This is a genomic window from Shewanella sp. SM20, assembly GCF_025654545.1.
GTDB lineage: Bacteria > Pseudomonadota > Gammaproteobacteria > Enterobacterales > Shewanellaceae > Shewanella > Shewanella oncorhynchi.
The window spans coordinates 1-23,918 of record NZ_JAKKRK010000024.1 but is presented as its reverse complement, the minus strand read 5'-3'; the positions used below and the strand labels follow the sequence as shown (position 1 = coordinate 23,918).

At 46.4% G+C, this 23,918-nt stretch carries 19 protein-coding genes; 11 read left to right on the top strand and 8 right to left on the bottom strand.

Going from position 1 to position 23,918, the window contains the following annotated elements; translation table 11 throughout:
- Nucleotides 1-202: 202 nt before the first annotated feature.
- On the top strand, nt 203-1,066 hold the full coding sequence (locus tag L5M18_RS11565; protein ID WP_212599818.1) for a hypothetical protein: 864 nt from the start codon (nt 203-205) through the stop codon (nt 1,064-1,066).
- A gap of 139 nt (nt 1,067-1,205) precedes the next feature.
- On the opposite strand, the gene L5M18_RS11560 is transcribed toward L5M18_RS11565, so the two are convergent.
- Complete coding sequence (locus L5M18_RS11560; RefSeq protein ID WP_263197020.1) at nt 1,206-2,828, bottom strand: M28 family metallopeptidase; 1,623 nt, start codon at nt 2,826-2,828, stop codon at nt 1,206-1,208.
- 209 nt (nt 2,829-3,037) lie between these two features.
- Here L5M18_RS11560 and L5M18_RS11555 point away from each other — a divergent pair, with 209 nt between their 5' ends.
- Nucleotides 3,038-4,063, top strand: a complete 1,026-nt coding sequence (locus tag L5M18_RS11555) for a GGDEF domain-containing protein (protein WP_028760265.1) — start codon at nt 3,038-3,040, stop codon at nt 4,061-4,063.
- A gap of 105 nt (nt 4,064-4,168) precedes the next feature.
- Here the strand turns inward: L5M18_RS11555 and L5M18_RS11550 are convergent, their stop codons facing one another.
- The 3 genes from L5M18_RS11550 to pdsO all read right to left on the bottom strand — a co-directional run bounded on the left by L5M18_RS11550 (nt 4,169) and on the right by pdsO (nt 8,118).
- Nucleotides 4,169-4,876 (bottom strand): class GN sortase, encoded by a 708-nt coding sequence (locus L5M18_RS11550; protein WP_263197019.1) that lies wholly within the window; start codon nt 4,874-4,876, stop codon nt 4,169-4,171.
- A gap of 17 nt (nt 4,877-4,893) precedes the next feature.
- The gene (locus L5M18_RS11545; protein ID WP_263197018.1) at nt 4,894-7,200 is read right to left on the bottom strand and encodes a marine proteobacterial sortase target protein; all 2,307 of its coding nucleotides are present in this window, start codon (nt 7,198-7,200) and stop codon (nt 4,894-4,896) included.
- 87 nt (nt 7,201-7,287) lie between these two features.
- Nucleotides 7,288-8,118, bottom strand: a complete 831-nt coding sequence (pdsO, locus tag L5M18_RS11540) for a sortase-associated OmpA-like protein PdsO (RefSeq protein ID WP_263163079.1) — start codon at nt 8,116-8,118, stop codon at nt 7,288-7,290.
- Between the two features lie 258 nt (nt 8,119-8,376).
- Here pdsO and pdsR point away from each other — a divergent pair, with 258 nt between their 5' ends.
- From pdsR to L5M18_RS11525, 3 genes are all read left to right on the top strand, one after another.
- Entirely contained in the window at nt 8,377-9,069 is a 693-nt protein-coding gene (gene pdsR, locus L5M18_RS11535; protein WP_006081337.1) for a proteobacterial dedicated sortase system response regulator, read from the top strand.
- Between the two features lie 93 nt (nt 9,070-9,162).
- Complete coding sequence (gene pdsS / locus L5M18_RS11530) at nt 9,163-11,322, top strand: proteobacterial dedicated sortase system histidine kinase (RefSeq protein ID WP_028760269.1); 2,160 nt, start codon at nt 9,163-9,165, stop codon at nt 11,320-11,322.
- 229 nt (nt 11,323-11,551) lie between these two features.
- Entirely contained in the window at nt 11,552-12,751 is a 1,200-nt protein-coding gene (locus tag L5M18_RS11525) for a cystathionine beta-lyase (protein WP_263197016.1), read from the top strand.
- 155 nt (nt 12,752-12,906) lie between these two features.
- Here L5M18_RS11525 and L5M18_RS11520 read toward each other — a convergent pair whose 3' ends face one another.
- Together L5M18_RS11520 and yegD are read right to left on the bottom strand one after the other, a co-directional pair.
- Complete coding sequence (locus L5M18_RS11520) at nt 12,907-13,395, bottom strand: CreA family protein (RefSeq protein WP_006086367.1); 489 nt, start codon at nt 13,393-13,395, stop codon at nt 12,907-12,909.
- 71 nt (nt 13,396-13,466) lie between these two features.
- The gene (gene yegD / locus L5M18_RS11515) at nt 13,467-14,939 is read right to left on the bottom strand and encodes a molecular chaperone (protein ID WP_263197014.1); all 1,473 of its coding nucleotides are present in this window, start codon (nt 14,937-14,939) and stop codon (nt 13,467-13,469) included.
- A 375-nt stretch (nt 14,940-15,314) separates the two neighbouring features.
- Here yegD and ppk1 point away from each other — a divergent pair, with 375 nt between their 5' ends.
- From ppk1 to atcC, 6 genes are all read left to right on the top strand, one after another.
- Nucleotides 15,315-17,486, top strand: coding sequence for a polyphosphate kinase 1 (gene ppk1 / locus L5M18_RS11510; RefSeq protein WP_028760273.1), 2,172 nt, complete (start codon nt 15,315-15,317; stop codon nt 17,484-17,486).
- A 42-nt stretch (nt 17,487-17,528) separates the two neighbouring features.
- Complete coding sequence (gene ppx, locus L5M18_RS11505) at nt 17,529-19,073, top strand: exopolyphosphatase (RefSeq protein WP_263197013.1); 1,545 nt, start codon at nt 17,529-17,531, stop codon at nt 19,071-19,073.
- Nucleotides 19,074-19,476: 403 nt separating this feature from the next.
- Nucleotides 19,477-19,761: a J domain-containing protein gene (locus L5M18_RS11500; protein WP_006081330.1), complete on the top strand. Its 285-nt coding sequence runs from the start codon at nt 19,477-19,479 to the stop codon at nt 19,759-19,761.
- Between the two features lie 22 nt (nt 19,762-19,783).
- Nucleotides 19,784-20,311: a cold adaptation protein AtcA gene (gene atcA, locus L5M18_RS11495; RefSeq protein WP_263197011.1), complete on the top strand. Its 528-nt coding sequence runs from the start codon at nt 19,784-19,786 to the stop codon at nt 20,309-20,311.
- On the top strand, nt 20,311-21,069 hold the full coding sequence (gene atcB, locus L5M18_RS11490; RefSeq protein ID WP_006086363.1) for a cold adaptation protein AtcB: 759 nt from the start codon (nt 20,311-20,313) through the stop codon (nt 21,067-21,069). The genes atcA and atcB overlap by 1 nt, the downstream gene beginning before the upstream one ends.
- Nucleotides 21,070-21,080: 11 nt before the next feature.
- Nucleotides 21,081-21,977, top strand: coding sequence for a cold adaptation protein AtcC (atcC, locus tag L5M18_RS11485; RefSeq protein ID WP_263197009.1), 897 nt, complete (start codon nt 21,081-21,083; stop codon nt 21,975-21,977).
- A gap of 196 nt (nt 21,978-22,173) precedes the next feature.
- Here the strand turns inward: atcC and L5M18_RS11480 are convergent, their stop codons facing one another.
- Complete coding sequence (locus tag L5M18_RS11480; RefSeq protein ID WP_263197008.1) at nt 22,174-22,566, bottom strand: DUF6678 family protein; 393 nt, start codon at nt 22,564-22,566, stop codon at nt 22,174-22,176.
- 1,114 nt (nt 22,567-23,680) lie between these two features.
- Nucleotides 23,681-23,918: integrase core domain-containing protein (locus L5M18_RS11475; RefSeq protein WP_263197006.1), on the bottom strand; the 238-nt coding region annotated here is incomplete at its 5' end.

Below are 23,918 nucleotides of genomic sequence, written 5' to 3'. Positions count from 1 at the left end.
TGTGATCGCTCACTCAAATTTCATTCAACCTCACGAGAACCAACCCTACTTTTGTTTTGAATCACAATTTTTTGCATTTTTTAAAACATTTTGTTCACATTGAAAAATTTGCTGTTAAACTCCAAATGTTGTTTTTTTATGGCACTAAATTCTGACCTTATCGCTAAACATAATAAGAATAATGCAGGAGTCACTCCTTAACATGTCGATACGCCTATTACCCCTAATCATAGCGTCACTGCTCAGCACTCAAGTGCAAGCCGATGATTTTACTATTCAGTTAGGCGGCTTTTATTCGCAATCAGACACCAATATGGAAGTCACTAACCCTGTTTCGGGTAATAATTTCACCTTAGATTATGAGTCCGATCTACAACTTGCAGAAAACGAATTTTTACCCTTTATCGAGTTAAATTATCACTTTAACGAACGGCACAATATCTACCTAGACTGGAAACAGCTTCATCGTAACGCCGAAACCCAAGCCTTAACCAAACCCTTCCAGCTCGAGATTAACGACACCATTTACGATATCAAAGCAGGCGGTAATCTAAATTCAACCTTAAACATTGATGTACTGCGCTTCGGCTATGGCTATGATGTATTTCAAGGCAGTAACTATGATGTCGGTCTATCACTTGGTTTACATACTATGTTTATCAAGACAGGTTTTGAAGGGGTGATTGGTGTTTGCGCTTCATCGGAATTACTCAATAATGTCTGCGGTAGCCAAGCAATTCCGCGCATTGTTGACGAAAATGTCACTGCGCCACTGCCCGACATTGGCATATATGGTCAGTATGAATTTGTTCCCGGTTGGCAAATCACCAGCCATGCACAGTATTTTTACATCAAACTCAATGATGTCAAAGGCGAACTGGTTGATATTAAAGTGGGGGTTAATGCACAAATCACCCCAAACTGGCGAATGAGCGTGGCCTATAACTACTATAAAGTTGACGTTGATATCGCCCAAAATTCGCCGAATAAAGATACTCAAATCGCCGATTACAACATCTATTACAATTTTATTGGCCCTATGCTTTCTATCAGTTATTCCTTTTAATTTTAATTCTATAAAAAATCTCTTCCCATATTGTATTAAACACCACTTCTCGCTCAAACCGTTGCCCAAACCCTAGCCCAAATTAGTGCTAAAAAATAAGGGCGCCTACTGGACGCCCTCATGATCCAACCCATTAAACCTATTTACGGCCATCCTGCTCACGTTTGGCTTTAAAGTCTGATGATTCAAGCCAATGGGGCCAATCTGAACCATTCGCTAAGGTGGTTATCATACTGGCGATCAAGTCTAGGTCTTGACTCACGCCCTCCAACGTCCAATTTGGATCATAATCATCGGCTCCTTGGTGATATTTATGCGCAATATAGTCAGGATCTGTATCCCCAAGACTCATAAATAGCAATCCTGGTACACCTTGCTGGGCCAGCGCAAAATGGTCTGATCTAAACATCAATCCATTCTGTGGTCTTGGATCCGCTTTTACCGAACGGTCTTGGGCTTTGGCGGCTTTATCTAAGTATTGCTCCAACTCAGATACCCCTTCCCCATAGCGCAAAATGTAATCCACGCCTTTATTTACATTCATGCCATCGATATTTAAAAAGGCGACGATATTTTTGGTTGGCACACTGGGATGCTGAGCAAAATGCAGTGCACCAATCAGACCCGTTTCTTCTGCAGTAAAGGCACTGAAGAGCACCGAGCGATCCAGTGGCGCCGTGCTAGCTTGCTGTTTGAAGTAACGCGCTAACGCTAAAACCCCCGCCACACCGCTGGCATTATCGACAGCTCCGTTTAAAATCTCTGACTTACCGTCTTCAATCACAGTGCCAAGGTGATCCCAATGGGCATGCATCATCACCACTTCCTCGGGGCGCGTTTTACCGGGCAGTAAAGCCGCGACGTTATGGGACTCGGCGCGTTCAATTTTATTGTTTAACGTGAGCTGCGCGCTCAGCTTAAGTGGGATAGCCTTAAAGTTTGGCTTGGCTGCTTGCTGTTTTAAGGTATCAAAATCCAATCCCGCTTTGGCAAAGATTTTTTGTGCGGTTTCGTGCTGAACCCAGCCCATCACGCCCACTTGACCTTGGTTATTATTGGCATCGACCAGAGTAAACTTAGTCCCTGTGTTGGAGTTTTGCACCACACCCCAGCCATAGGCGGCAGGCGCTGTTTCGTGAACAATAAACACGGCCTCAGCGCCTTGACGCGCCGCTTCCTCATATTTATAAGTCCAGCGACCATAATAGGTCATAGCATTGCCTTTAAATATTGTTGGATCTTGGGTCGCAAAGCCGGGGTCATTCACGAGTACGATGACCGTTTTGCCTTTTACATCTAACCCTTGATAATCATTCCAGCCATATTCGGGTGCATTGATACCATAGCCAACAAATACCACATCGCTTTTATTCAGGCTCACGGTGTCAGCGATTCTTTGGGTTCTCGCGGTAAATTCACTGCCATTAGCAAATTTAAGTCCGCCGATATCAAGCTGCATGTTTTGATCGGCACTAATTTGCGCCAAAGGAACCGCCTGTAAATAGCTATCGCCAAATCCGGGTTTGAGACCCATATCTTTAAATGCTGTCACTAAATAGTCTAAAGTTAACGTCTCTCCTTCAGATAAGGGCGCGCGTCCCCCAAAAGCATCGCTCGCTAAGGTTTTAACATCGGTTCGGTATTGCACGAGATCGAGACTTTTCACAAATGCCGTTTCAGCAAAAACAGGTAATGAGATAGTGGCCAACAGACTTGTGGTTATGATTAAATTTTTCACAACTTTCTCCCAAGTTATTATCATTATTTGGTTTTAAGGATAGACTTTACCATATCATCTTTAATTTATGATGGAAGTCTTAGCGCAAACGGAGTCGCTGCATCCAAGAGTAAACGGTAATCATGTCTCCATCTGACCGATATTCTTGTCGTTGACCTAAACCTGACTGCAACAGAATAAAAAATAGCGAAATTTTAAAATATCCGTGTATTTTCATTGAGTAAGGTAACAATATGTCGCTAGAGTTATTACAAGCCGCTGCACTGAACCTCAAAAAAGCAGTGCCTCTGATGCTCAAACATAAAATTCCGACCACCCCCGTTAACTATGCGCTTTGGTACACTTATGTTGGTGAACAAAATCCCGAATTAAATCAACAACTCGATACTGTTATTGCCCAATACAATACTTGCCCTCCTGTCAGTAGCGAAATCTTGTATCGCCAATATGTTGCCGACCCAGTTGAACTCGATGTCAGAGAAATGCGCCAAAATCTGGATGCTATGGTGACTGAGCTTTCCCAATCACTCAAAGATACCAATCTAGATGCCAATGACTTCCAGTCACGTATCGAAAGTAATTTTGAAAAGCTCAATCGCATCGAAGACGAAGGCTTTAGCGTCGAACAAGTACTCGATCTGGTCCGCAGCTTAGTGAAAGAGTCGGACAATATTCGCTCGAGCACAGAGTTCTTTACCGGTCAGCTGCAGAAGGCTCAAACCGAAATAGACGCACTAAAGAAAAAACTTGAACAAACAGAAAAAGACGTTCTCTACGATGCACTGACGGGCTGCTTTAATCGCCGCGCCTTTGACACTGATTTTGCTGGAATGATAGCCCAAGCCCCCTTAGGCACTTGTGTGATCTTGGCCGATATCGACCATTTTAAAGTGTTTAACGACACCTATGGCCACCAGCTCGGCGACCAAGTGTTACGCGCCGTGGCGAAACGACTACAGGAATCCTGCCGCGATGGCACGAAACTGTATCGTTTTGGCGGTGAAGAATTTGCGATTATTGTCCCTAAAAGTCAGCTACGTATCGCAAGGCAACTGGCCGAAGCTATGCGCCGTGGACTCGAAAAACTCAGTTTAAAAGACAGACGCAAAGACGAACGCATCAATAATATCAGTGCTTCCTTTGGCGTCGCCCAATGGCAAGAAAAACAAACGGGTATGCAATTGATTGAAGCAGCAGACAAATTACTTTATGAAGCCAAACGCTTAGGACGAAATCGTGTGCTGCCTATCAGTAACTGATGGTTATAACTTAGCCTGAAGCCGATAATTCAGCTTCAGGCTAAGATGATTAACAAAGGAGCATTTTTTTGAAAGCTACATGAAGGATTTAAATGAGATTTCAGATTAATGTTTGAAACTGCGAGAAACAGTTCCAATATTCCCTTGCACGCCACTCCCTATTGAAACGGATACATTCGTACCGTGTGTTTCCATCGACTCATTTTCGACGGGTATCGCCTGCACCACAAACCGCAGTTCAGCACCACCTTGAAGTGAATCGAAGGGATAACACGTAATTAACGTTAAGCGATTATCATCGGATGGCGCCATAAATTGAGTTTCGGTTTCATTTACGACCTGAGTCGCCACCACTTCATAAATAATGTGATTGCCTTTAAGCGTTTGTAACGATAATCGACGCCCCACCGCCATGCCATTAAGTATCGCAAAATGCGTGTCCCTGTGGCCGGCAATCACAGTATTGCCTTTTTGCCCCGCTGGCGCACTGGACAACACCAGACTCGGACCAAAGGCCAAATTTCGCCCAGAAGCCCCCGCAAGAACATATAAACTGTCATTAAGCTCTGCTTCAATATTGTTGTTCGCCGCCACTTGCTCACGATGAATAGACAGCTTTGCCACGGGATAGGTATCCGCCCATGACCAAGGCTTATGGGATTGACCATCAGCCAAGGTTTTAGTCCACGCCTGTTCAATCAAATACTGGGCAAAGTGTGCTTTAGCTTGCATATAGAGTCCCTTTCCTAACAATGTTGCGCCAATTAAAAATAATCCCACCACTAAAAATCGCTGTGTTCTGCGTTTGCTCATCGCGCTTAACTCGTCGCTCATCGTTCACAGGTAAGCGCCACCAAGGCCGCCTTCTCTTCCCGTCTTTGTCGAAGAATCGATCCCGTAAGAATCAATGCGAGTAGCAAGGTCAGCGCACCTAATAACATATCCAAACGGCTTGACGTCGCGGTTTGCGGCAAGGCTCCAAAAGGTTGCCAACCTAAGGGCAAGTGCTGACGAACCACGGCATCACGGCTCATTGCAGTTGAATCAATTGGGGTTAAGTCCACCGCCACTAAACTGGTATAGGCGCTGACTAAGTGATAATTCATCGATAAGGCCGTCACTTGCTGTTTGACCTTGTCATCATTCGCACCATTTTTACTCAACTCCAATGCACCAATCTGTTTACGCGCCCACAGCAAATCTAAACCCGCACCTTGATGGGTCATCAATCCTGCGGAGTTGTCCTGCAGCGAGAGCGACTGTTGCCAGTTTTGATGCCCTTGGCGTCCTGAAATCACTAACTCCTGTGGCTCACGGGCGCTGCGCTTTAGACTCACGAGCACTGGCTCACCGCGGTACAGATCGGCAATCGGTGATGGCCAATAATCGGGCACACTGCCATCATCAAAACGCACTTGAATATCGGTTAACACTGGATATTGAATTTTGCTGAGTAAGGCGCTGATCTTCTCATCGACTTCATCCACTTTGCCAATATAGGTAAAAGTGCCACGACCGAGTTCAGCCGCCCTTTGCATAAAGTGAGAATTAGGCGCCGAACCTATGCCGACAGTAAATAGGCGACTCTCACCAATTTGATAGCGGATCAAATCAAATAACGCTTGTTCATTGCCCACAGAGCCGTCGGTCATAAAGATCACTTGGCGCAAAGGCTGCGTTGCATCAAGCGATACACTGCCCAAGGATTTTGGCAAGGCAGCGTCCAGTGCTAACGCCATTTCAGTGCCACCATCGGCCTGTAAACGGCTCACAAATTGACGGGCCCGTGACAAATTCGACGAAGTCGCCGGTAATGGTACTGCTGAGAACTGAGATAAACTGGAGTTAAATTCGATAATGTTAAAACGGTCCTCCGGCTTCAGTCCTTTTAACGCGTATAACAGTGCATTTTTAGCTTGAACGATAGAATCCCCCGCCATAGAGCCCGAAGTATCAATCACTAAAATTAATTCACGGGACAAACTCGGCTGAGTACTCTTTTCAACCTTAGGAGGCAACACCATGACGAGACTGTAACTATCATCATTTACGCCGCTAGTTTTACTTGTCTCAAGTGTATCCTGAGACAAATTTTCGCCATCGAGCTTATGGGTTTTACCTTGCTGATTAAACACCCAAGCCATTGGGCTCGTGCCCTGCTTTACTCGCCATTGCAGCACAAAATCACGATTAGCGGGCACACGTTGCGCCAGCGATACATCGACCGCGCCGCTGTTGTCTTGCTTGAGTTTGATGTCATGGTAAGGACTCTCAATGGACGCTTTATCAACCCCCTTTGCAAGTAAGACTTGAATGTCTGCCTTCAGCACAGGATCGCGTCCACTGGCGCCGTCCCGCACAGGTGCCACAATCCGGTCAGCATCAAACACCTGCGAACTTGTCACTCGGCTTGATTGGCGCACCTGTGCCATAGGATCATGTGAATCGCTAGCACTTGAATCCGATGTTAATCCCGGAATATAACGGGGCGCGACCACCAGCGGAAAACGTAAACTAAACAAACCATCTTCATATTTAATGGTCTCCTGATAGCTGATTTCTACAATCAGCTCCTCTTGAGGTGCTAGGTTTGCGACTTCGGTCGTAAACATATTAGGGCGCTCTTGGCTCACTAAGCTGGCACGTTTGCCTTCAGCTTTCGCTTGCTCAAAAATCTGCTTGGCATCGGCCTTAGGATGAATTTGCCCTTCGATCACTCTCTTGCCTATATGTAATCGCAACGAATCCACCGCAGCCTCATTGGGCAGCGGGAACAAATATTGCCCATTCAACACAAATTCAGTGTTGTTGCGAAAAACCTGTTTCACGCTCACGCGATTACTTAAGCCAGAGACTTGCATCGACACTTGTGTATCGAGCGGCAAAGATGGCACCCAAGCACCGCTCGGCTGGCGATAAAGCAACAGCCCCTGCGTAATATCATCGTAATTAATGATGTGTGACTCTGTGTTATGTTGCCCGACCAATGCCGAAGCCATATTCTGTGGCGCAGACAATGTGCCGGTACTATTCGACGAAGCCAATGCCACAAAGGGCAAACCCCAACACACGGCGGCGCTGATCAGCAATACCGCTACCGCTTCACTCACTTCTTTTACCCTTTTCCCTGTGATCATCACAAAGGCTTCCTCTATTAACAAATATGAACTGATGTTGGTCGTCGTTAATATGAACGACGTAAAATGGACTACTTAAATTGACCGCTAGTCAGCAGCATGCCTGGCCGTCAAGGCCAAATGAGGCTGTAGTGTTAATGTCACGCGGCGGTCGAACACATCCGATTCTCTGTCTTGGTCGGCTTGCAAAGGCGATAAAGCACCAAAGGCTTGAGTGGTCATACGCTCGGCAGTGACGCCTTGCTTAATCAGGTAGCCACGCACCTCCAGTAGACGCTGCTCAGAAAGGGCTTGGTTGTAACTCTCATCACCACGGCGGTCGGCATAACCCTTCAGCTCAAGATTGAGTTCTGGTGACAAATTCATCACCTCAGCCACATCATCTAATTGGGGCAAAAAATGCGATTCAACCTCAGAGGAACCGGTACGAAACTGTACGCTAAGCCCCAAAGCAAGTTCACTGAGCAATTGACGTTGCGCTGACAGCAACTCATCAAGCTCTTGCTGCGCCTTGGTATATTCGCTCGCCCGTTTTTCGGCGGCTTGCTGTTTTACACTCCACTCGGATAACTGGGACTCTTGCAAATGGATCTGTCTTTGCTGAACATGCAATGTGTCTGTATCGCTGACCGATTTGCCAATTAAGGTGCCTGTGAACGCACCAATAATGGCCCCCACTGGACCACCGACTAACGCCCCTACTAAGGCTCCACCACCGAGGCCAATGAGGGCTTCGGGTTGTTCATCCTCGCTTGCGTATTCGTCATCCATCGCTATACCGCTTGCATAGGCATCATTTTCTAGGGTGAGGTCTTGTCCTATCACTTGATTTTGCAGTGAAACCCGCGCCGACACACTGGCTACAGGTGCGCTTAATAAACTCAAAACCAATAGATTAATTAGTGTCTTTTTCATCATCTCATTCCTTTTTGATTATTAGCTGAGCTTGGACTCGTACCTGAAGCAATCCACTCAACACCACATCAGGTCAAACGGGTACAAAACTGAATGGGGCTATTAAACACAAGTGGAATGGCATGAGCAGGGATGGAAAATGGCAATACAACTATCAATTGTGGCAACAAAATGGCAATTGCATTTGTGGCCTTTTTTCTCGGGTAAAATCCTGTATAGTCACGAAAACTTACTCCCCCAAGTCAATAGGAATACGGCTCTATGAAGCGTATCGCCATAGTGGAAGATGAAGCGGCCATTCGCGAGAATTACAAGGACGTGCTGCAACAACACGGTTACAGCGTGCAAACCTACGCCGACAGACCATCGGCAATGCTAGCCTTTAATACCCGTTTACCAGATTTAGCCATTATCGACATCGGCTTAGGTAATGAAATTGACGGCGGCTTTATGCTATGTCAGTCATTGCGCGCCATGTCGAGCACGCTGCCGATCATCTTTTTAACCGCCCGTGACAGTGACTTTGATACTGTGTGTGGCCTGCGTTTAGGCGCCGATGATTACTTGAGCAAAGAAGTGAGTTTCCCCCATTTAACCGCACGCTTAGCCGCATTATTTCGACGCTCTGAACTTGCGGCCAGCCAAACAGCGCAGGAAAACCTGCTCGAACGTGGCCCACTGACCATTGATGCCAACCGCATGCAAGTCTATTGGAACCAGTTACCAATCGAGCTTACTGTGACCGAATTTTGGATGGTGCATGCGTTAGCCAAACATCCAGGCCATGTACGCAGTCGCCATGAATTAATGCAAGAGGCTAAAATCTTTGTCGATGACAGCACTATCACCTCCCATGTGAAACGCATTCGCAAAAAGTTTATCGCTACCGCGCCAGAGTTTGATTGTATTGATACTGTCTATGGTATGGGTTATCGCTGGGACAGCTTGGCCTGATCTATGGCTTAACCAACCTTTAAGCGCGCGGCGTTGAACCAGATAACCTTGGATGAATGAACTTTTAAACCCATTAATGCTGATCCCTAACTTATGACACGTTTCCCCTTTGGTCTACGCACTAAAGTCATCGGCCTTAGCCTGTTCTTGCTCTGCCTACCTTGGCTGGGGTACCAATATGTGTGGGAAATGGAAAAGTATCTTCGCCACGGCCAAGAACGCACCTTAGAAGGCACTACTCAAGCACTGGCCACCGCGCTGCACGAGCGGCCAAAATTGTTCGATGGGCAAGCGAGTTTTTTAAAGCAAGTGGAAAAAAGCCGCGATCTATACGCCTATCCACTGGCGGGGGCGATTCTACTCGACGGCAAACTCAACGAATGGCAGGAATATCAGCACAGATTTATCCAATACGGTGAGGCGCACCAAATTATGCGTGCCGATCCGAACGCCCCCCTGACCTTAAGCTTTACCCACATGGTCGGCCAATACGATGGTTATCTGTATGCTTTTTTTCAAGTCATTGATCCAACCGTGGTACTGCGGGGTAAAAATGCTCTAAGTGTCGATAGAAACGATCATCTCTCGATTGCAACACTCGCGCCCGACAATAAATTCAAACGCTATATCGTTGCCACGACTCAACCCGGCTGGATCAGCGCCTTCGAATTACCCGCTAATCCTAAGCAAACGGTGCCTGTTACACCTGAGGTGCGCATCCAAGGACAATGGGCGACGACAGATGTGGGCTACAATGTCGAACTGCGTATTCCCTTAGACATGGTCGGCAGCAAACTCGGATTTGCCATTGCCGATGTCAACGACAGCAAATACCGTGATGTCGCTGCAGTTGTCGGCACCTCGGCCTTAGATACGGTCGACAATCTCGGCACTGTGCTGGTACCATCACCGGAAATTGAAAGTATTATCAAAGGTATGAGCCACTATAGCTCACGTATTTGGGTAGTCGATAAACACGGTCGCGTACTGGCAAAATCCGGCGACATTCGCGCTAATGACAGTGTATGGACCCGCACCTTAGAAGATGAAAAGAGTACCGCGCTGTGGGATACCTTCAAGCGTGATTATCTGCATCCGCTGTACTATAAAATTCTCACTAAACCGCCCAAAGACTTTATTGATTCCTTACAAGATTCCACCGAGCTTGACGGCAGTCATATCCAAAAAGCCCTCGCGGGTCAGCAAAGTTCGACTTGGCGGTTAACTCCAGACAACAAAGCTGTGGTACTCGCCGCCGCGAGCCCCATTTGGATTGATAACAATGTGATGGGTGCCGTCGTCGCCGAAGAAACCACCCACGGAATTCGAACTCTACGTAACCGAGCGCTGGAAAAACTCTTTAACGTGATTTTGACCATAATGAGTATGGGCACCTTGGCGCTGTTCTTCTTCGCCTCGAGTATTTCTAACCGCATTCGTAAATTACGCGATGAAGCCGAAAATGCCATCGATAGCCAAGGCCGTGTGCGTAATCACCTCAAACCGTCGAAGGCTAGGGATGAAATTGGCGATCTGTCCCGTAGCTTCTCGAGCATAGTCGGCCGTCTCGGCCAATATACCCATTATCTGGAGAACATGTCATCGCGCCTGTCCCATGAATTACGTACGCCCGTGGCTGTGGTGCGTTCATCCCTTGAGCATTTAAACCTGCAAACCTTAGATAAAGACACGCAAAAATATGTCGACCGAGCCCAAGAAGGTGTCAGCCGCTTAAGCATGATTTTAAATAACATGAGCGAGGCAACACGCTTAGAGCAGAGTTTAACGCAGGCCGATATCACTAAGTTCCCACTCTCTCAAGTGGTCAGCGGTTGTATGCAAGGTTATCAAATGACCTATCCAGAACAAGGCTTTAGTGTGAAAGTGCCCGAGCAACCACTGATGATGCAAGGGGTGCCAGAATATATCGCCCAGTTAATGGACAAACTTATCGCCAACGCCATTGAGTTTTGCCATAAAGACAGTGCTATCGAAGTCACACTCACCCAAGTGGGTAAGCAAGCGACTCTGCTTATCAGCAACTTAGGGCCTGAACTGCCCATTGATATGTCGGAGCAGATTTTCGATTCCATGGTGTCGGTGCGGATAAATCAAGCCCAAGATAAACCCCACCTAGGCTTAGGTCTGTATATCGCGCGATTGGTCGCCGAGTTCCACCAAGGACAAATCCTTGCCCGTAATCGCAGCGAACATAATGGTGTGGATATCCTTGTTACCTTACCTTTAAATTAAGAACATGCGGGCTTTAAGTTAAGCGTGTTACAGCTTTTAAGCCCTGCGTCATAATCTCAACAGCTAAAATACAGGAGGCCAATAACATGAGCCAAACTCATCATGCGCCTCCTGTCATTTATGCGGGCAGATGCTAAGATGACCGCCATAACAATCGATTAGAAACGCCAATTATTCTCCCAAATTGTTCAACCTCTTCGTTCAACCTAAATGCCAAGGTAATGATCCAATGACAGATAAACATCATCAAGCCACTCAAATCGTCAGCTTAGGTCGAGACAAAAAATGGACCAAAGGCGTGATCAATCCGCCCGTCTTTCGCGCTTCGACTATCGTCTTCGAAACCATGGATGAAATGCGCCACGCCGCAAAAAATAAAACCAATGGCGAGATGTTTTATGGCCGCCGTGGCACCCCAACCCATTTTGCCTTTCAGGCCGCGATTGCCGAACTAGAAGGCGGCGTCGGTACGGCGCTGTATCCTTCTGGCGCTGCGGCGATCAGTGCGGCGTTATTGTCATTTTTAAAAACGGGCGATCACCTGTTAATGGTTGATAGCGTGTATGAGCCAACGCGGGATCTGTGCACCCATATTCTCGGCGGTTTTGGTATCGAAACCACTTATTACGATCCGCTAATTGGCGCGGGCATTCGAGACCTCATTCGCCCTAATACTAAAGTGTTGTTTTTAGAGTCTCCAGGCTCAATCACAATGGAAGTGCAAGATGTACCGACCTTGTGCCGCATCGCCCACGAGCATGGGCTGATTACTATGCTGGACAACACTTGGGCTTCACCCATCAATAGCAAACCCTTTGAAATGGGTGTAGATATCTCAATTCAAGCGGCGACCAAATATATCGTCGGTCACTCGGATGTGATGATAGGCACGGCCACGGCCAACGAAAAATACTGGCCACAATTACGTGAACACAGTTATTTGATGGGACAAACTACCTCCCCTGATGATGTGTACCTTGCTGCCCGCGGCCTACGTACCTTAGGCGTGCGTATGGCGCAACATGAAAAAAATGCCCTGCAAGTAGCCAACTGGTTGAAAACCCGGCCAGAAGTCGATCATCTGCGTCACCCCGCGTTCGAGACATGCCCTGGGCACGAATTCTTTAAACGCGACTTTAGTGCCTCCAACGGCTTGTTCTCCTTTATCTTAAAACAGGGCGATGCCGATGCCGTCACCGCACTGGTTGAAAATATGAGTCACTTTAAGATGGGCTTTTCTTGGGGCGGCTACGAGAGTTTAATCCTCGGCATTTTCGGTATTGAAAAAATCCGCTCAGCGACTCAATGGGATGCGAGCAAACCTTTGATCCGTTTACATATTGGTTTAGAAAATCCCGCTGATTTAATCGCCGATCTCAGTGCTGGGTTTGAACGCTTTAACGCAGTATTGGCGGCCAAAGCTAAATAACGATATTTAATGTGCTAAGTGCTAGCAGAATATAAAAAGGGGCGGAATAAATATTCCGCCCCTTCTCTTATCGATACTGACACAAATACGAATGTTTACTGCAATATCATTATGCTTATAGCAAATAAACCGCTAAACCATAAACTCTAGGGTGATTAATTCGCTTTTGCTCCAGCACTCAACGCAGGGTCAACCCAAGCAGCAGAGCCATATAGCGGCACTGTCGACAAGGCATGTTTATGGCTGCCGTTGGTCTCTTTCGTCGAATAGGACAAATACAGCAGAGTCTGGTTCTGCGCATCATAAATCCGGCGCACTTTTAATGACTTAAACAAAATACTCAGGGATTCGGTGAAAATCACTTCACCGTGTTTACCCATGTCGATATTAGCCAAATCGGCCGCGTTAATTGGCCCCGTTTGACGGCAACTTATGCCCATATCCGATGGATCGGCAAAATCTAAATTGGCTTCGATACGACTAATATGGCAAGTCACCCCAGGAATTTTAGGATCGTGCTTAGCATCGATGATCACATCTTTAGTGGTAAAAAGCCCTAAGCTCACCTTACCTACATCGTCACCACAACCCGCGAGCAAAAAGCCCACAGTGGCGGCAAACGCACACTTCAACAGAGTTTTCATTCCTACATCCTTTTACATTAGTGCTTATATAAGTGCTTATATGTTAGTGATTTTTTGTTAATGCTTATACGTTAATGCTTAGCAAATAGCTTTTGTGCCCAGCGAGTTAGCCCTGCAGTCACAGAACCAAAGTGATCGCCGACCACCACTGGAATATCGGGATAAATACCGGCGATTTTCGCGTAAATCGCCGGGCTTCGTGCCGTGCCACCTGTCACATAAATCACATCGGGTTTGCATTCTGCAGCATTGTCGGCAGATACATTCTCGTGATTCACAGAGTCTTGAGCTAAGCCGTCAGCCGCTAAGGTTTTTGCCGCTTGCGCAAGTGCTTGATGCATCAGGGCTTCTACTTTTGTCAGTGAAGGCTCGATAGCATTCTCAAACAAATTGCGGCTCACACCCGCGTGCAGCGCCGCTTCGATAAAATCGAGATTGATATCTGTATTCTCGGCATCCGACAGGGCAATTTTGGCGCGTTCGGCTTGACGGACCAACTGATAGCTTAGCTGCTGTTGTTGCACTTTTAACAGTCGGTTGAGTAACTGAGGCTGCTCGGCTTCTTTCACCAATTCATCAATCAGTTTACGGCTGCTTAAGGTACTGAATTCTCGCTGGGCGCTAATATCATTTACCGCCACCGCATTCCAAAAAGCTTTACTGGGCATAGGTTTGCCATTGGTCATTAAAGAGCCTAAACCAAAGTGCGGCATAAAGGCATTCATTGCAAGGGCGATATCAAGATCGTTACCGCCGATTCGCTGGCCGCTGTGACCGAGGAAATCTTCACTGCGATCCGCTTTTTGTTTATGGGCGGGTCCCATTTTTACCACAGAGCAGTCCGTTGTACCGCCGCCCACGTCGACAACCAGCACGGTTTTGTTATCGGTCAAGGTCGCTTCATAATCCATCCCCGCCGCTAATGGCTCGAACAGAAAATCAACGTCGACGAAACCCGCGCGTTTTGCCGCTAAGGTCAAAATGGATTCGGCCTGACGGTTACTCTCTTCACCGCCTATGCCTTGAAAGTTCACCGGGCGACCAATAATCGCATGGGTGATCGTTGCCGCAGCGCCTTGTTTAGCAAGCTGCTTTTCCACTAATACAGATTCGGCGCGCACTTTAATGTGCTGCATCATCAGGGTAACTATGTCTTCAAACAGGGCCACTTGTTCGGGTCTAAGCCCTGTCGCACCTAAAAAGGATTTTGGCGAACGGACATAGAATCCCTCCTCCGGCATCTCTAAATACGCGCTTACCGCCTGCTCACCGACAAACACGGCCTGAACGTCAGCATCGAGATCTAACTCATGGCGCACCATACGGGCACGGCTCAATTGTGCGGCGCGCTTTTTGGCGTAATCGGCTTTTAACTCAGTGGGAAGACCACGATAAACCGCCTCGGCGATCAGCTCCCTGTCCATCGCATATAAGGTCGAAGGTAAATAAGCTGATTGCTCTGATAACGCCAATAACTGCACATCATCGCCCTGCATGATCCCTACGGCGCAGTTAGCACTACCATAATCAAATCCAACAAACATACCTTTTACTCCCGCGATAAAAAAGCCGAGCAAGATAACATAGTTTGCGATAATGCCCAAGGAGTTAACACTGCAGGCTTTACTCGCAAACTGGCATCGCGTATAGCGGGCTCATTGCGTAAAGCGCAGTTGCACGGGCAGTGTTTCAGTCCAATCCAAGATGATCATCATAAGGTCATATTTCTGTCACACTCGTCATCAAGTTGACATATTTCCCTCGTATCTTTATCCCAGATAAATCCCAGACTGATTTTGGCGTGTACGCAATATTTATCATTGAAATTCCTTCACTTGTCGGCAGTAAATCTGATTGCACAACGGCGGATGAATGCTATTGTATATTGCGCCATGACGCTTGCTTAAAGGAGCTGTGCAGTGTCCCCGAATACCGATAAACTTTCGATTGATAAAGAACTCTCTTGGTTGTCTTTTAATGAGCGGGTATTGCAAGAAGCCTGCGATCACAATGTTCCCTTAGTGGAGCGAGTCCGCTTTTTAGGGATATTTTCCAATAACATGGATGAGTTTTTTAGGGTGCGAGTGGCTGCGGTCAGACGCTCCATTTTGCTGTCATCCCTGCAGGAAGGTCGCAGTAATAGCCGCCATTTAATGGCCAAGATCCAATCGAAAGTGATGGCATTGCAAGAAAGGTTCGATGGCATATACACGGATTTAATGCGCGAACTTGTACGTCGTAATATTTTGTTAATCAATGAGAAACAATTAAGCGAGTTCCACAGCGACTGGCTGAAAAAGCATTTTAGAGACCATTTCAAACGCCATATCGCGCCGCTTATGGTCAATAATAATCGCGATCTGATCAAGCAAATCAACGACGACGCCACCTATTTGTGTGTGTGTTTGTTCACTAAAGCTCGCCGCCAATACGCCTTAGTCGAAGTGCCGACTAAAAATGTACCGCGGTTTATCGAACTCCCAGCCGAAAAGAGTAAAGCGAAAAAATATCTGATTTTATTAGATAACATTATTCGCCACTGCGTAGATGAACTCTTTGGTCCCTTCTTCGAGTACGATGCTATCGAAGTGTATTCGATGAAGTTAACCCGCGATGCCGATTTTGATATCACTGACGAGCTTGAACAAACCCAGCTTGAGAAAATGACCAAGGGATTGAAAAAACGTCTTACCGCAGAGCCTGTGCGCTTAGTGTACGACAAAGAAATGCCTGAACACATGTTGGTGATGCTCAAAGAAAACCTGAACATCAGCTCGACCGAATGTTTGATCCCAGGCGGGCGTTACCACAGCTTTAAAGACTTTATCGCCTTCCCCAACCCGAGCCGCGACTACCTAGAAAACGAAAAACTACCGGCGCTCAATAGTGCAGGTTTCGGCCGCAGTGCCAACAGTTTCGATGCGATTCGGATGGGCGATATCATGCTCAATTATCCGTACCATAAGTTTTCCCACTTTACCGAAATGGTGCGCCAAGCGGCCTACGATCCGGCGGTGCGCTTTATTCGAATTAACTTATATCGAGTCGCGAAAAAATCCCATGTGATGCAATCGCTTATCGATGCAGTGAAAAACGGCAAACAAGTCACCGCAGTCATTGAACTGCGGGCCAGATTCGATGAGCAATCCAACATCGAATGGACCCGCATCTTGGCCGAAGCGGGCGTCAAAGTTCACCACGGTATCACCAGTTTAAAAGTGCATTCCAAGTTGTGCTTGATTGGCCGCGAAGAACAAGGTGAAATCAAACTCTATTGTCACGTTGGCTCAGGCAACTTTAACGAAGGCACGGCGCGGGTTTACACCGACTTGTCACTGTTCACCGCCAATCAAGAAATTGCCCGTGAAGTGGAGCAAGTGTTTGACTTGATTGAACATCCGTATCGTCGCGATAACTTCCAGCATTTAATTGTGTCGCCCTACGATGCCAGACAAAAACTGAGTCACTTAATTGATAATGAAATCGTTAATGCCCAGAGCCATATGAAGGCGGCGATTACCTTAAAATTAAATAACTTACTCGATGAATCCTTGGTCCAAAAACTCTATGAGGCTTCAGCCGCTGGGGTCAAAATCAAGTTACTTATTCGCGGCATGTGTTCGCTTATCCCGCAAATTCCGGGGATCAGCGACAACATCGAAGTCTATAGTATCGTCGACCGATTCCTCGAACACTCACGGGTGATGCTGTTCCACGCGGGTGGAGAGAACAAACTCTTTATCTGCTCCGCCGACTGGATGAGCCGCAACATAGATAATCGCGTTGAAGTGAGTGTGCCGATTTATGATCTGCGCCTAAAACAGATGATAATGGATATTTTATCCTTACAGTTCAATGACAACACTAAAGCACGTGTCATCAACAAGGAACAAAGTAATCCTTATCGGAATCGCGGTAACAAACGAAAAGTGCGTTCTCAAATTGCCATTTATCAATATCTGATTAATTATGAGAAGCGCCAACTGCAAGAATTTAATGCCTTACGTATGTCCACCCATGAGGGTGACGCTGAGCGAGAAGTGAAAACTCAGCCTGACATAACACCTGAGTTACGGGCCAAAGCCAGCTAATCGCTGGCTTTATATCGCTTTGATTGCCTAAGGATAATCCGATTGGTAACCACATATTCGCACACACAGTCACACGCTACGCCCAGCAATGTACTCGCAAACTCTAAATCGCGCCACTTTGTCGCCATCGATATGGGGTCGAACAGTTTTCATCTGGTCATTGCCCGCGAGCAAGATGGCAGTTTACAGATTTTACATAAAGAAAAACAACAGGTTCAGCTCGCCACAGGGCTCAATGCGCAAAATATTCTCGACAATGACGCCATAGAACGTGGGCTCAATTGCCTACGGGATTTTAACCAACGATTTTCCAATCTCGACCAAGCGCAAGTACGATTAGTCGCCACCCACACTCTGAGAATCGCCAAAAACCGCGATCAGTTTATCGAGGCAGCGCTCGCCATCATGCCCTATCCGGTGGAGGTCATTTCGGGCCATGAAGAAGCGCGTTTGATTTATAACGGTATTGCACAAAGCCAAGTGCTAGGGAAAAGTAATTTAGTCATCGACATCGGTGGTGGTTCTACCGAAGTGGTGATCGGCCAGAAAAATACCCCAACTCAGTTATCTAGCCTGCGCTGCGGTTGTGTGAGTTTTAATGAGCGTTTCTTTATTGATGGGCTCATCACCCCTGCCTCATTTCGCGATGCCCAAAGTGCGGCCGATAAGCAGTTCGCGTCGCTCTCAAAGGAATATTTCGCGGGCGGCTGGGAACTCACCTTGGGTAGCTCAGGCACAGTAAAAGCCATCTGCGAAGCAATTCAAGAAGAGCACGGCGATGAAACCATCACGCTATCACGACTCAAACAGCTCAAAATCAAGTTGATCAAATGTGGCCATATTAGCCAAATCCAATTTGCCAACGTCGATGATAAACGCATTCCTTTAGTGCCCGCCGGACTTGCCATTTTGATCAGCTTTTTTAGGCGCTTACCGATTCAAAAACTTGAGTTTAGCCCAGGTGCACTGCGTGAAGGCGTACTCTATGAACTGGCCAAGATTGGTCAATATCAGGATATTCGCCACCGCACCGTCGACAGTATTGCCCAGCTTTATCATATCGATATGGCCCACGCGGCTAAGGTACGCGACACTGCCATGGCCTTGTTTGAACAAGTCGCCGACGAATGGCAATTAAGGCCCCATGCGCGCTTGCTCGCCTATAGCGCGACTTTACATGAGATCGGATTACACATTAATTCAAAATCCCTGCACAAACACGGCGGTTACATTATCAGTAACAGTGACTTACCTGGGTTTAGCGAAGCATTACAGCTGGATTTAGCGCGGCTTATCACCAATCACAGAAAAAAGCCTAACGAATTAATGCTGGCTGAGCTCGATCCCAACCATAAGCTCACACTCAATCGCCTACTCTGCCTGCTTAGGCTTGCTGTCTTGCTCAATCTTGGCCGTATCGCTAAGACGCTGACCTTAGATCATATTAAAGTGATCCCCGATGGACTCATGCTAGTACTACCAAGCCATAAGCGGAAAATCAGCTTGTTTATGAAAGATTTACAGCGAGAACAAAAACAAATGCTCACCCTTGGAATGAACCTACGTTTAGTGTCTAGTCTGACTTAGCGGTTACGGCGTTAGCTCAGCCTAACGTGGCCGAGCCGAGTGTGGGTTAGCTCTGTGTGAATGCGTTTAGCGAGGATTCGGCACTGTTCGGCGCTAAAATATTGCCCTTAATCGAGGGCCATTATCTCGCCTAAAAACAAGGTTAAGTTAGCAGTGAATCTGGCTTGATAATGGGATTTCAACAGCATAGCGGTAGACTTAATCCATGCGCCACAACAGATTAAAGTTTAAAGGATTTTTAACCCTTCACTAAAGCACAAATTCCTGCTCGCGCGTTTGCCGCTGAGTGGGGATTTCTGCTATCATCCACGGCTGACTAATCATAATTCCACGAATTTAAAGATAATCAGAGTCAAACCCTTTTTATCTCGCGATATCAGCCCCATCGCCTGCAGGTACAAGTATGATTAACCACTTTAGTGTGCTTGGTATAAAACCCAGTGCCAAAGAAGACGACATTAAAAAAGCCTATCGACGGCTGTCAAACAAATATCATCCCGACAAGTTGTTAGGCGCCTCGGAAGAGGAAAAGCAGCAAGCCGCCGTACAACTTGAACGCGTTAAAAATGCTTATGATGTGTTGTCCGATCCTAAGCGACGTAACGCGTTTATCAAAGATTTCAATAACGTCATAGTGACCGATCCCGCGAGCGCCATGCGCGAGCTGTGGGATCAATTTTATCCTTGAGCGTTTTCTAGAGTAGTGTCAAATGGTCAAAAAACTGAATATCTCACGCATTAATGAGCTTAAAAATAATGCCTACGACAATATCGAGTCCTACGACGATCCCGATACACCTAAAGCGCTAGAGCAATTTACTAGCCAAATCAAAAAGGTGTTAGAAGCCGATCCTAAGATGCTCGATACTGTGCCTGAGTACCTGCCTGTCGCGCTTTACGGTCGAATTAAATTTCCCGCCGAAGCCAAACTCAAGTGGGCACATTGGATAAACACGGCTACTCAACCCGAGTGGGATGAGTTTAAAGTCACGATTGGCTTTAACAATGCTGATTTACCTTTAGTGTTAGCCGTGCGTGGTTACTCGGAAACCTTACTGATTGAAAGCTGCGCCGTACTGTATTTACTTGAAACTCAAGGTAAAGCAACGCCAGCAGCGAAGCATCACGACGATGAAGATGATGACAACGATTATGTTGGCACCTCAGATAACGACGAGGATGATGAAGGCGAAGAGGAAGATGGCTACTACGATCACTACGATGATGAGGACCGCTAATGAACACTAGTCTCATTGAGATTACCGTCGCCGAAATTAAAGAGTTGGCGGACGTAGAGCCAAAACAAGCGAGCAAACGCTTTGAAATCATTGCAAATACCATGAGCGATGAGCAATTAGTCGAAGTTATCGAACACATGGATATCGTCACGCTGACCCAAATCAACAGTCATCATGATATCTCTTGTCCTTCGATCATGTCTGAACTCATGACCCCAGAACAAATTCGCGACATCGTCTGTCAGCAACCTTTGTACTGGGAAGAAAAAATCAAAAACAATGCCGAAGAACTTATTCAGCATACCTTTGATTTTTTAACCTATTTAATTCGCATCCAAGATAGCGAAGAAAAGCAAACTGCGATTTTAGAATGTATCGCCGAAGATCCAGCGGGCCTCTTCTACCTGTCGATCCCTTTCATCGAAATGATGTTAGGCGAAAAACATGAAGATGAAGACGGCTACACAGATCTCTACGATGACGAAGAAGACACTGAAACCATCGGCTATGACAGCCGCGTCGCTAGTGAAGATGCACACAGCCTCAGCATAGACGACCCACGCAGCCTAATGGCCTTGATCCACGAGCTCGCGCCCGATGTTGAAAAAGCCATTAAGAGTCTGCTGCGAAACGAAAGCTCAGGTTGGGAAATGATCATCAGCAAGTTTGTCAACGAGCTGGTTATTCAAGCCAAAGAGAAAAACCAAGTGACGGATGAATACGCTGAAGTCGATGATATGTTTAGCTTTTTGGATTAAGGAATTATTTGATGCAACTGGTACTGCGTGATGTAGATCAAGGACCCTACCTGAGCAAGGTATTGGTCCAAGGCCAAGCAGACGAAACGCTGAGCGGTGAACAGCTGTCACAAATCAAATCCAAAGCCATTTTGATGAGCCTCAAACTGGCCGATAAGTTTTACAACAAGTATAAAATGCACCTGCTCGAACAAGCGGCGCACGATGTCATTGGTGTGGTGAGTCTTGGTTTGATGGAATTGTCAAACCAAAACCCGCAGCAGGCGATACGCCTGTTGATCACCGCAGATGGCGTAGTCAAATGCTTTCAAAAAGGCTGGAGCATGCTCAGCACTGTCAGCAAGCATAAACTCATCAACGGCAAGTCACTGTACGGTGATGTCGACAAGTTCTTGCTAGAACAAGTGTCTAGCCCGCCCGATGCGGAAGAATGGTTAGGCTATGAAGCCTATCAAGATGCCCTGCTTGAGCATCAACGCCAACAGTCAATTGCGGCCCTATTGGCACAGTTTTACGCGCAATCGAGCTATGATCCGCTAGATTTTCTCAATCTAGAGAGTGTATTAGCCGAAGCGGTACTGTATCGATTGTTGTTTGATGGCGCCAAAGTCAGACAAGATTTGAAAAAGCGTATCGGCAAAATCACCTTAAAAGAGGAGTGGTTTACCCGTGAGCATATTGAATTGGAAACCCAGAAAGCGTTAGCAGAATTACCCGCAGAACTCGCTGAAACCATCAGTAAAGATCTCGGTAAAAACTTTGTCCCCGCCCTACTGCGTACCCTGCACTTTGCGAAAAGCTACCGCGAACTATTACTCAGCGACGCTTCACCCGAACGCTTAGAAAGATTCGAACACAAGGAAGGTCTCGTCGGCCTTCTCGGCTGGCCACTCTACATAGTACTTTGACCGCTACTTTAATCGGTAATATGATCAATAGGTTAACGAGTGCTTGACTCGCTTAAAATGAGTGCTTTATTGAAAAATAAAGCACTTTTTTACTGTCTTTTGTCTCTATGCCCAATCTCAATAATCAGTATTGAGGTCTCAGTTTTGAGTAGTTTTAGCTTTAAAATAAGTGACTTACAGAGATATAACTCTTCAGTTAGATAAATTCTGGAGATTCATCCCTCCTCAGATAACCCCAAATCCGAAACATGCCATTTTCTATCGAATAAGGAATTGAATATTGGGCTAATTGTGCGCTTACAACATCAGAAAAGTCCGTCACTCGATCCGCCACTAATCGGCCTAGCCATTCTCTTTTGAATGGATTAACTTCTAACCACTCAATGGTTTCTGCTATTTCAAGTAACTCGTGCCACCACACAGCAGTAAAACCTGCATTAGGGTTTTCATCATAAATCAATTTGTATCGCACATAGGGAATAAAGTCTTCAGATCCATTTAATGCCTTTTCAAGCTCGCACCACTTTGTTTTATTCATTACAGACGAAAGCTGATGCTCGTTCACATACTTCAAAACTTCAGAATTCATTTTTTAGTGTCCCAAGCGACTCAGTGAAAAACTAAATGATATAGCTTTAATAGATATATATTGCCAATAAAAACTAATTAATATGACAGATAAAATGATGGGTAATAAATTAGGCCAGCCATTTTAAATCGTGGAGCGCTTATTGGTTTGACCTACTCATATTGGCTTGCCATCGTATTTGCTCGTCGACAGGGTGAATAGAAGCCTAGGGATTCTAAGTTTATGAACGAGAGCCATGGAGGGCGAACTGGCAGTTAAGCATGGATGTTGTTCAAGTCCGCCAATCATCATGGATCACCTTTCGTGCATTCGCGTAATCTGTAGATTTAAAGACATACGCAACATACTTTGGGACAGAAATGTGTTGAAAAGTAGTGTTTGGGGAGCAGTAATTTCAGTTGTTAGAAGTTTAGCGTTTACGGGTATCCACTCGCACAGGCTTGCCATGGCATTCGCTCGTCGACTCGCAGCCAGTCCATCCTTGGATGCTCGACCGCCCCGTCCATGGGGCGGACGGTCGTCTCACAAATCACCATGGCTCACCTTTCGTGCATTCGCGTAATCTGTAGATTTAAAAGCGTTACGCAGCACGCTTTGGGACAAAAGCGTGTCAGGACGTCGACTGTATCAGGTGAATTTCGGATAAAAATTTCTATGGGTTAACTCTCGCCTAAGGGACTGACAACGCATTCCCCCAAACTCAAACACAACAACCACCACGCCTCAATGGGACTGGAAACGCCGCGAGTTTCCAGTTCGTTTGTTAACGGGCACCCAACAGCGCGCGAAATTCATTGTCTAAGAGGCTGTTCATAATTCTGTGTTAGGCGAATTATTGTCCGTCGTTTGTGTAAACTTGCCTAGAAACCAAACACCCATCATGATGGATTTGAATTGAGTGGTTAGCCTTTGTATCGTAGCTGTTTTGGGTTATTTGCATGGTATTGAGCAACTTTCTATCGAGCGGCACTTCCGCAAAGGGGTTGTAGTATATATGGAGACCATCTACATGGCTTTCCCGCCACTCCGATGTATGGCAAAAATGTATATCAGAGCCTCCAACTATATCCCCAATAGGATAACGAAGAGATATTATTTCATGAGTTTGTAGTGGTCAAGTAAAATTGGCCACGATTTTAGAGTCATTCCAATATAAACGTTCTGACTCATTTGGCGTTAACCCACCATTATATTGATTGGGTCTGGTCTCACTGTAATATCCAGTGATGTAATTTGTGATCTCTTTATCTGCTTCTGTAAAATTCCCATAACCATTGGCGGGTATCCACTCAGATTTCAAACTTCTAAAGAAACGCTCCATTGGTGCGTTATCCCAACAATTCCCGCGACGA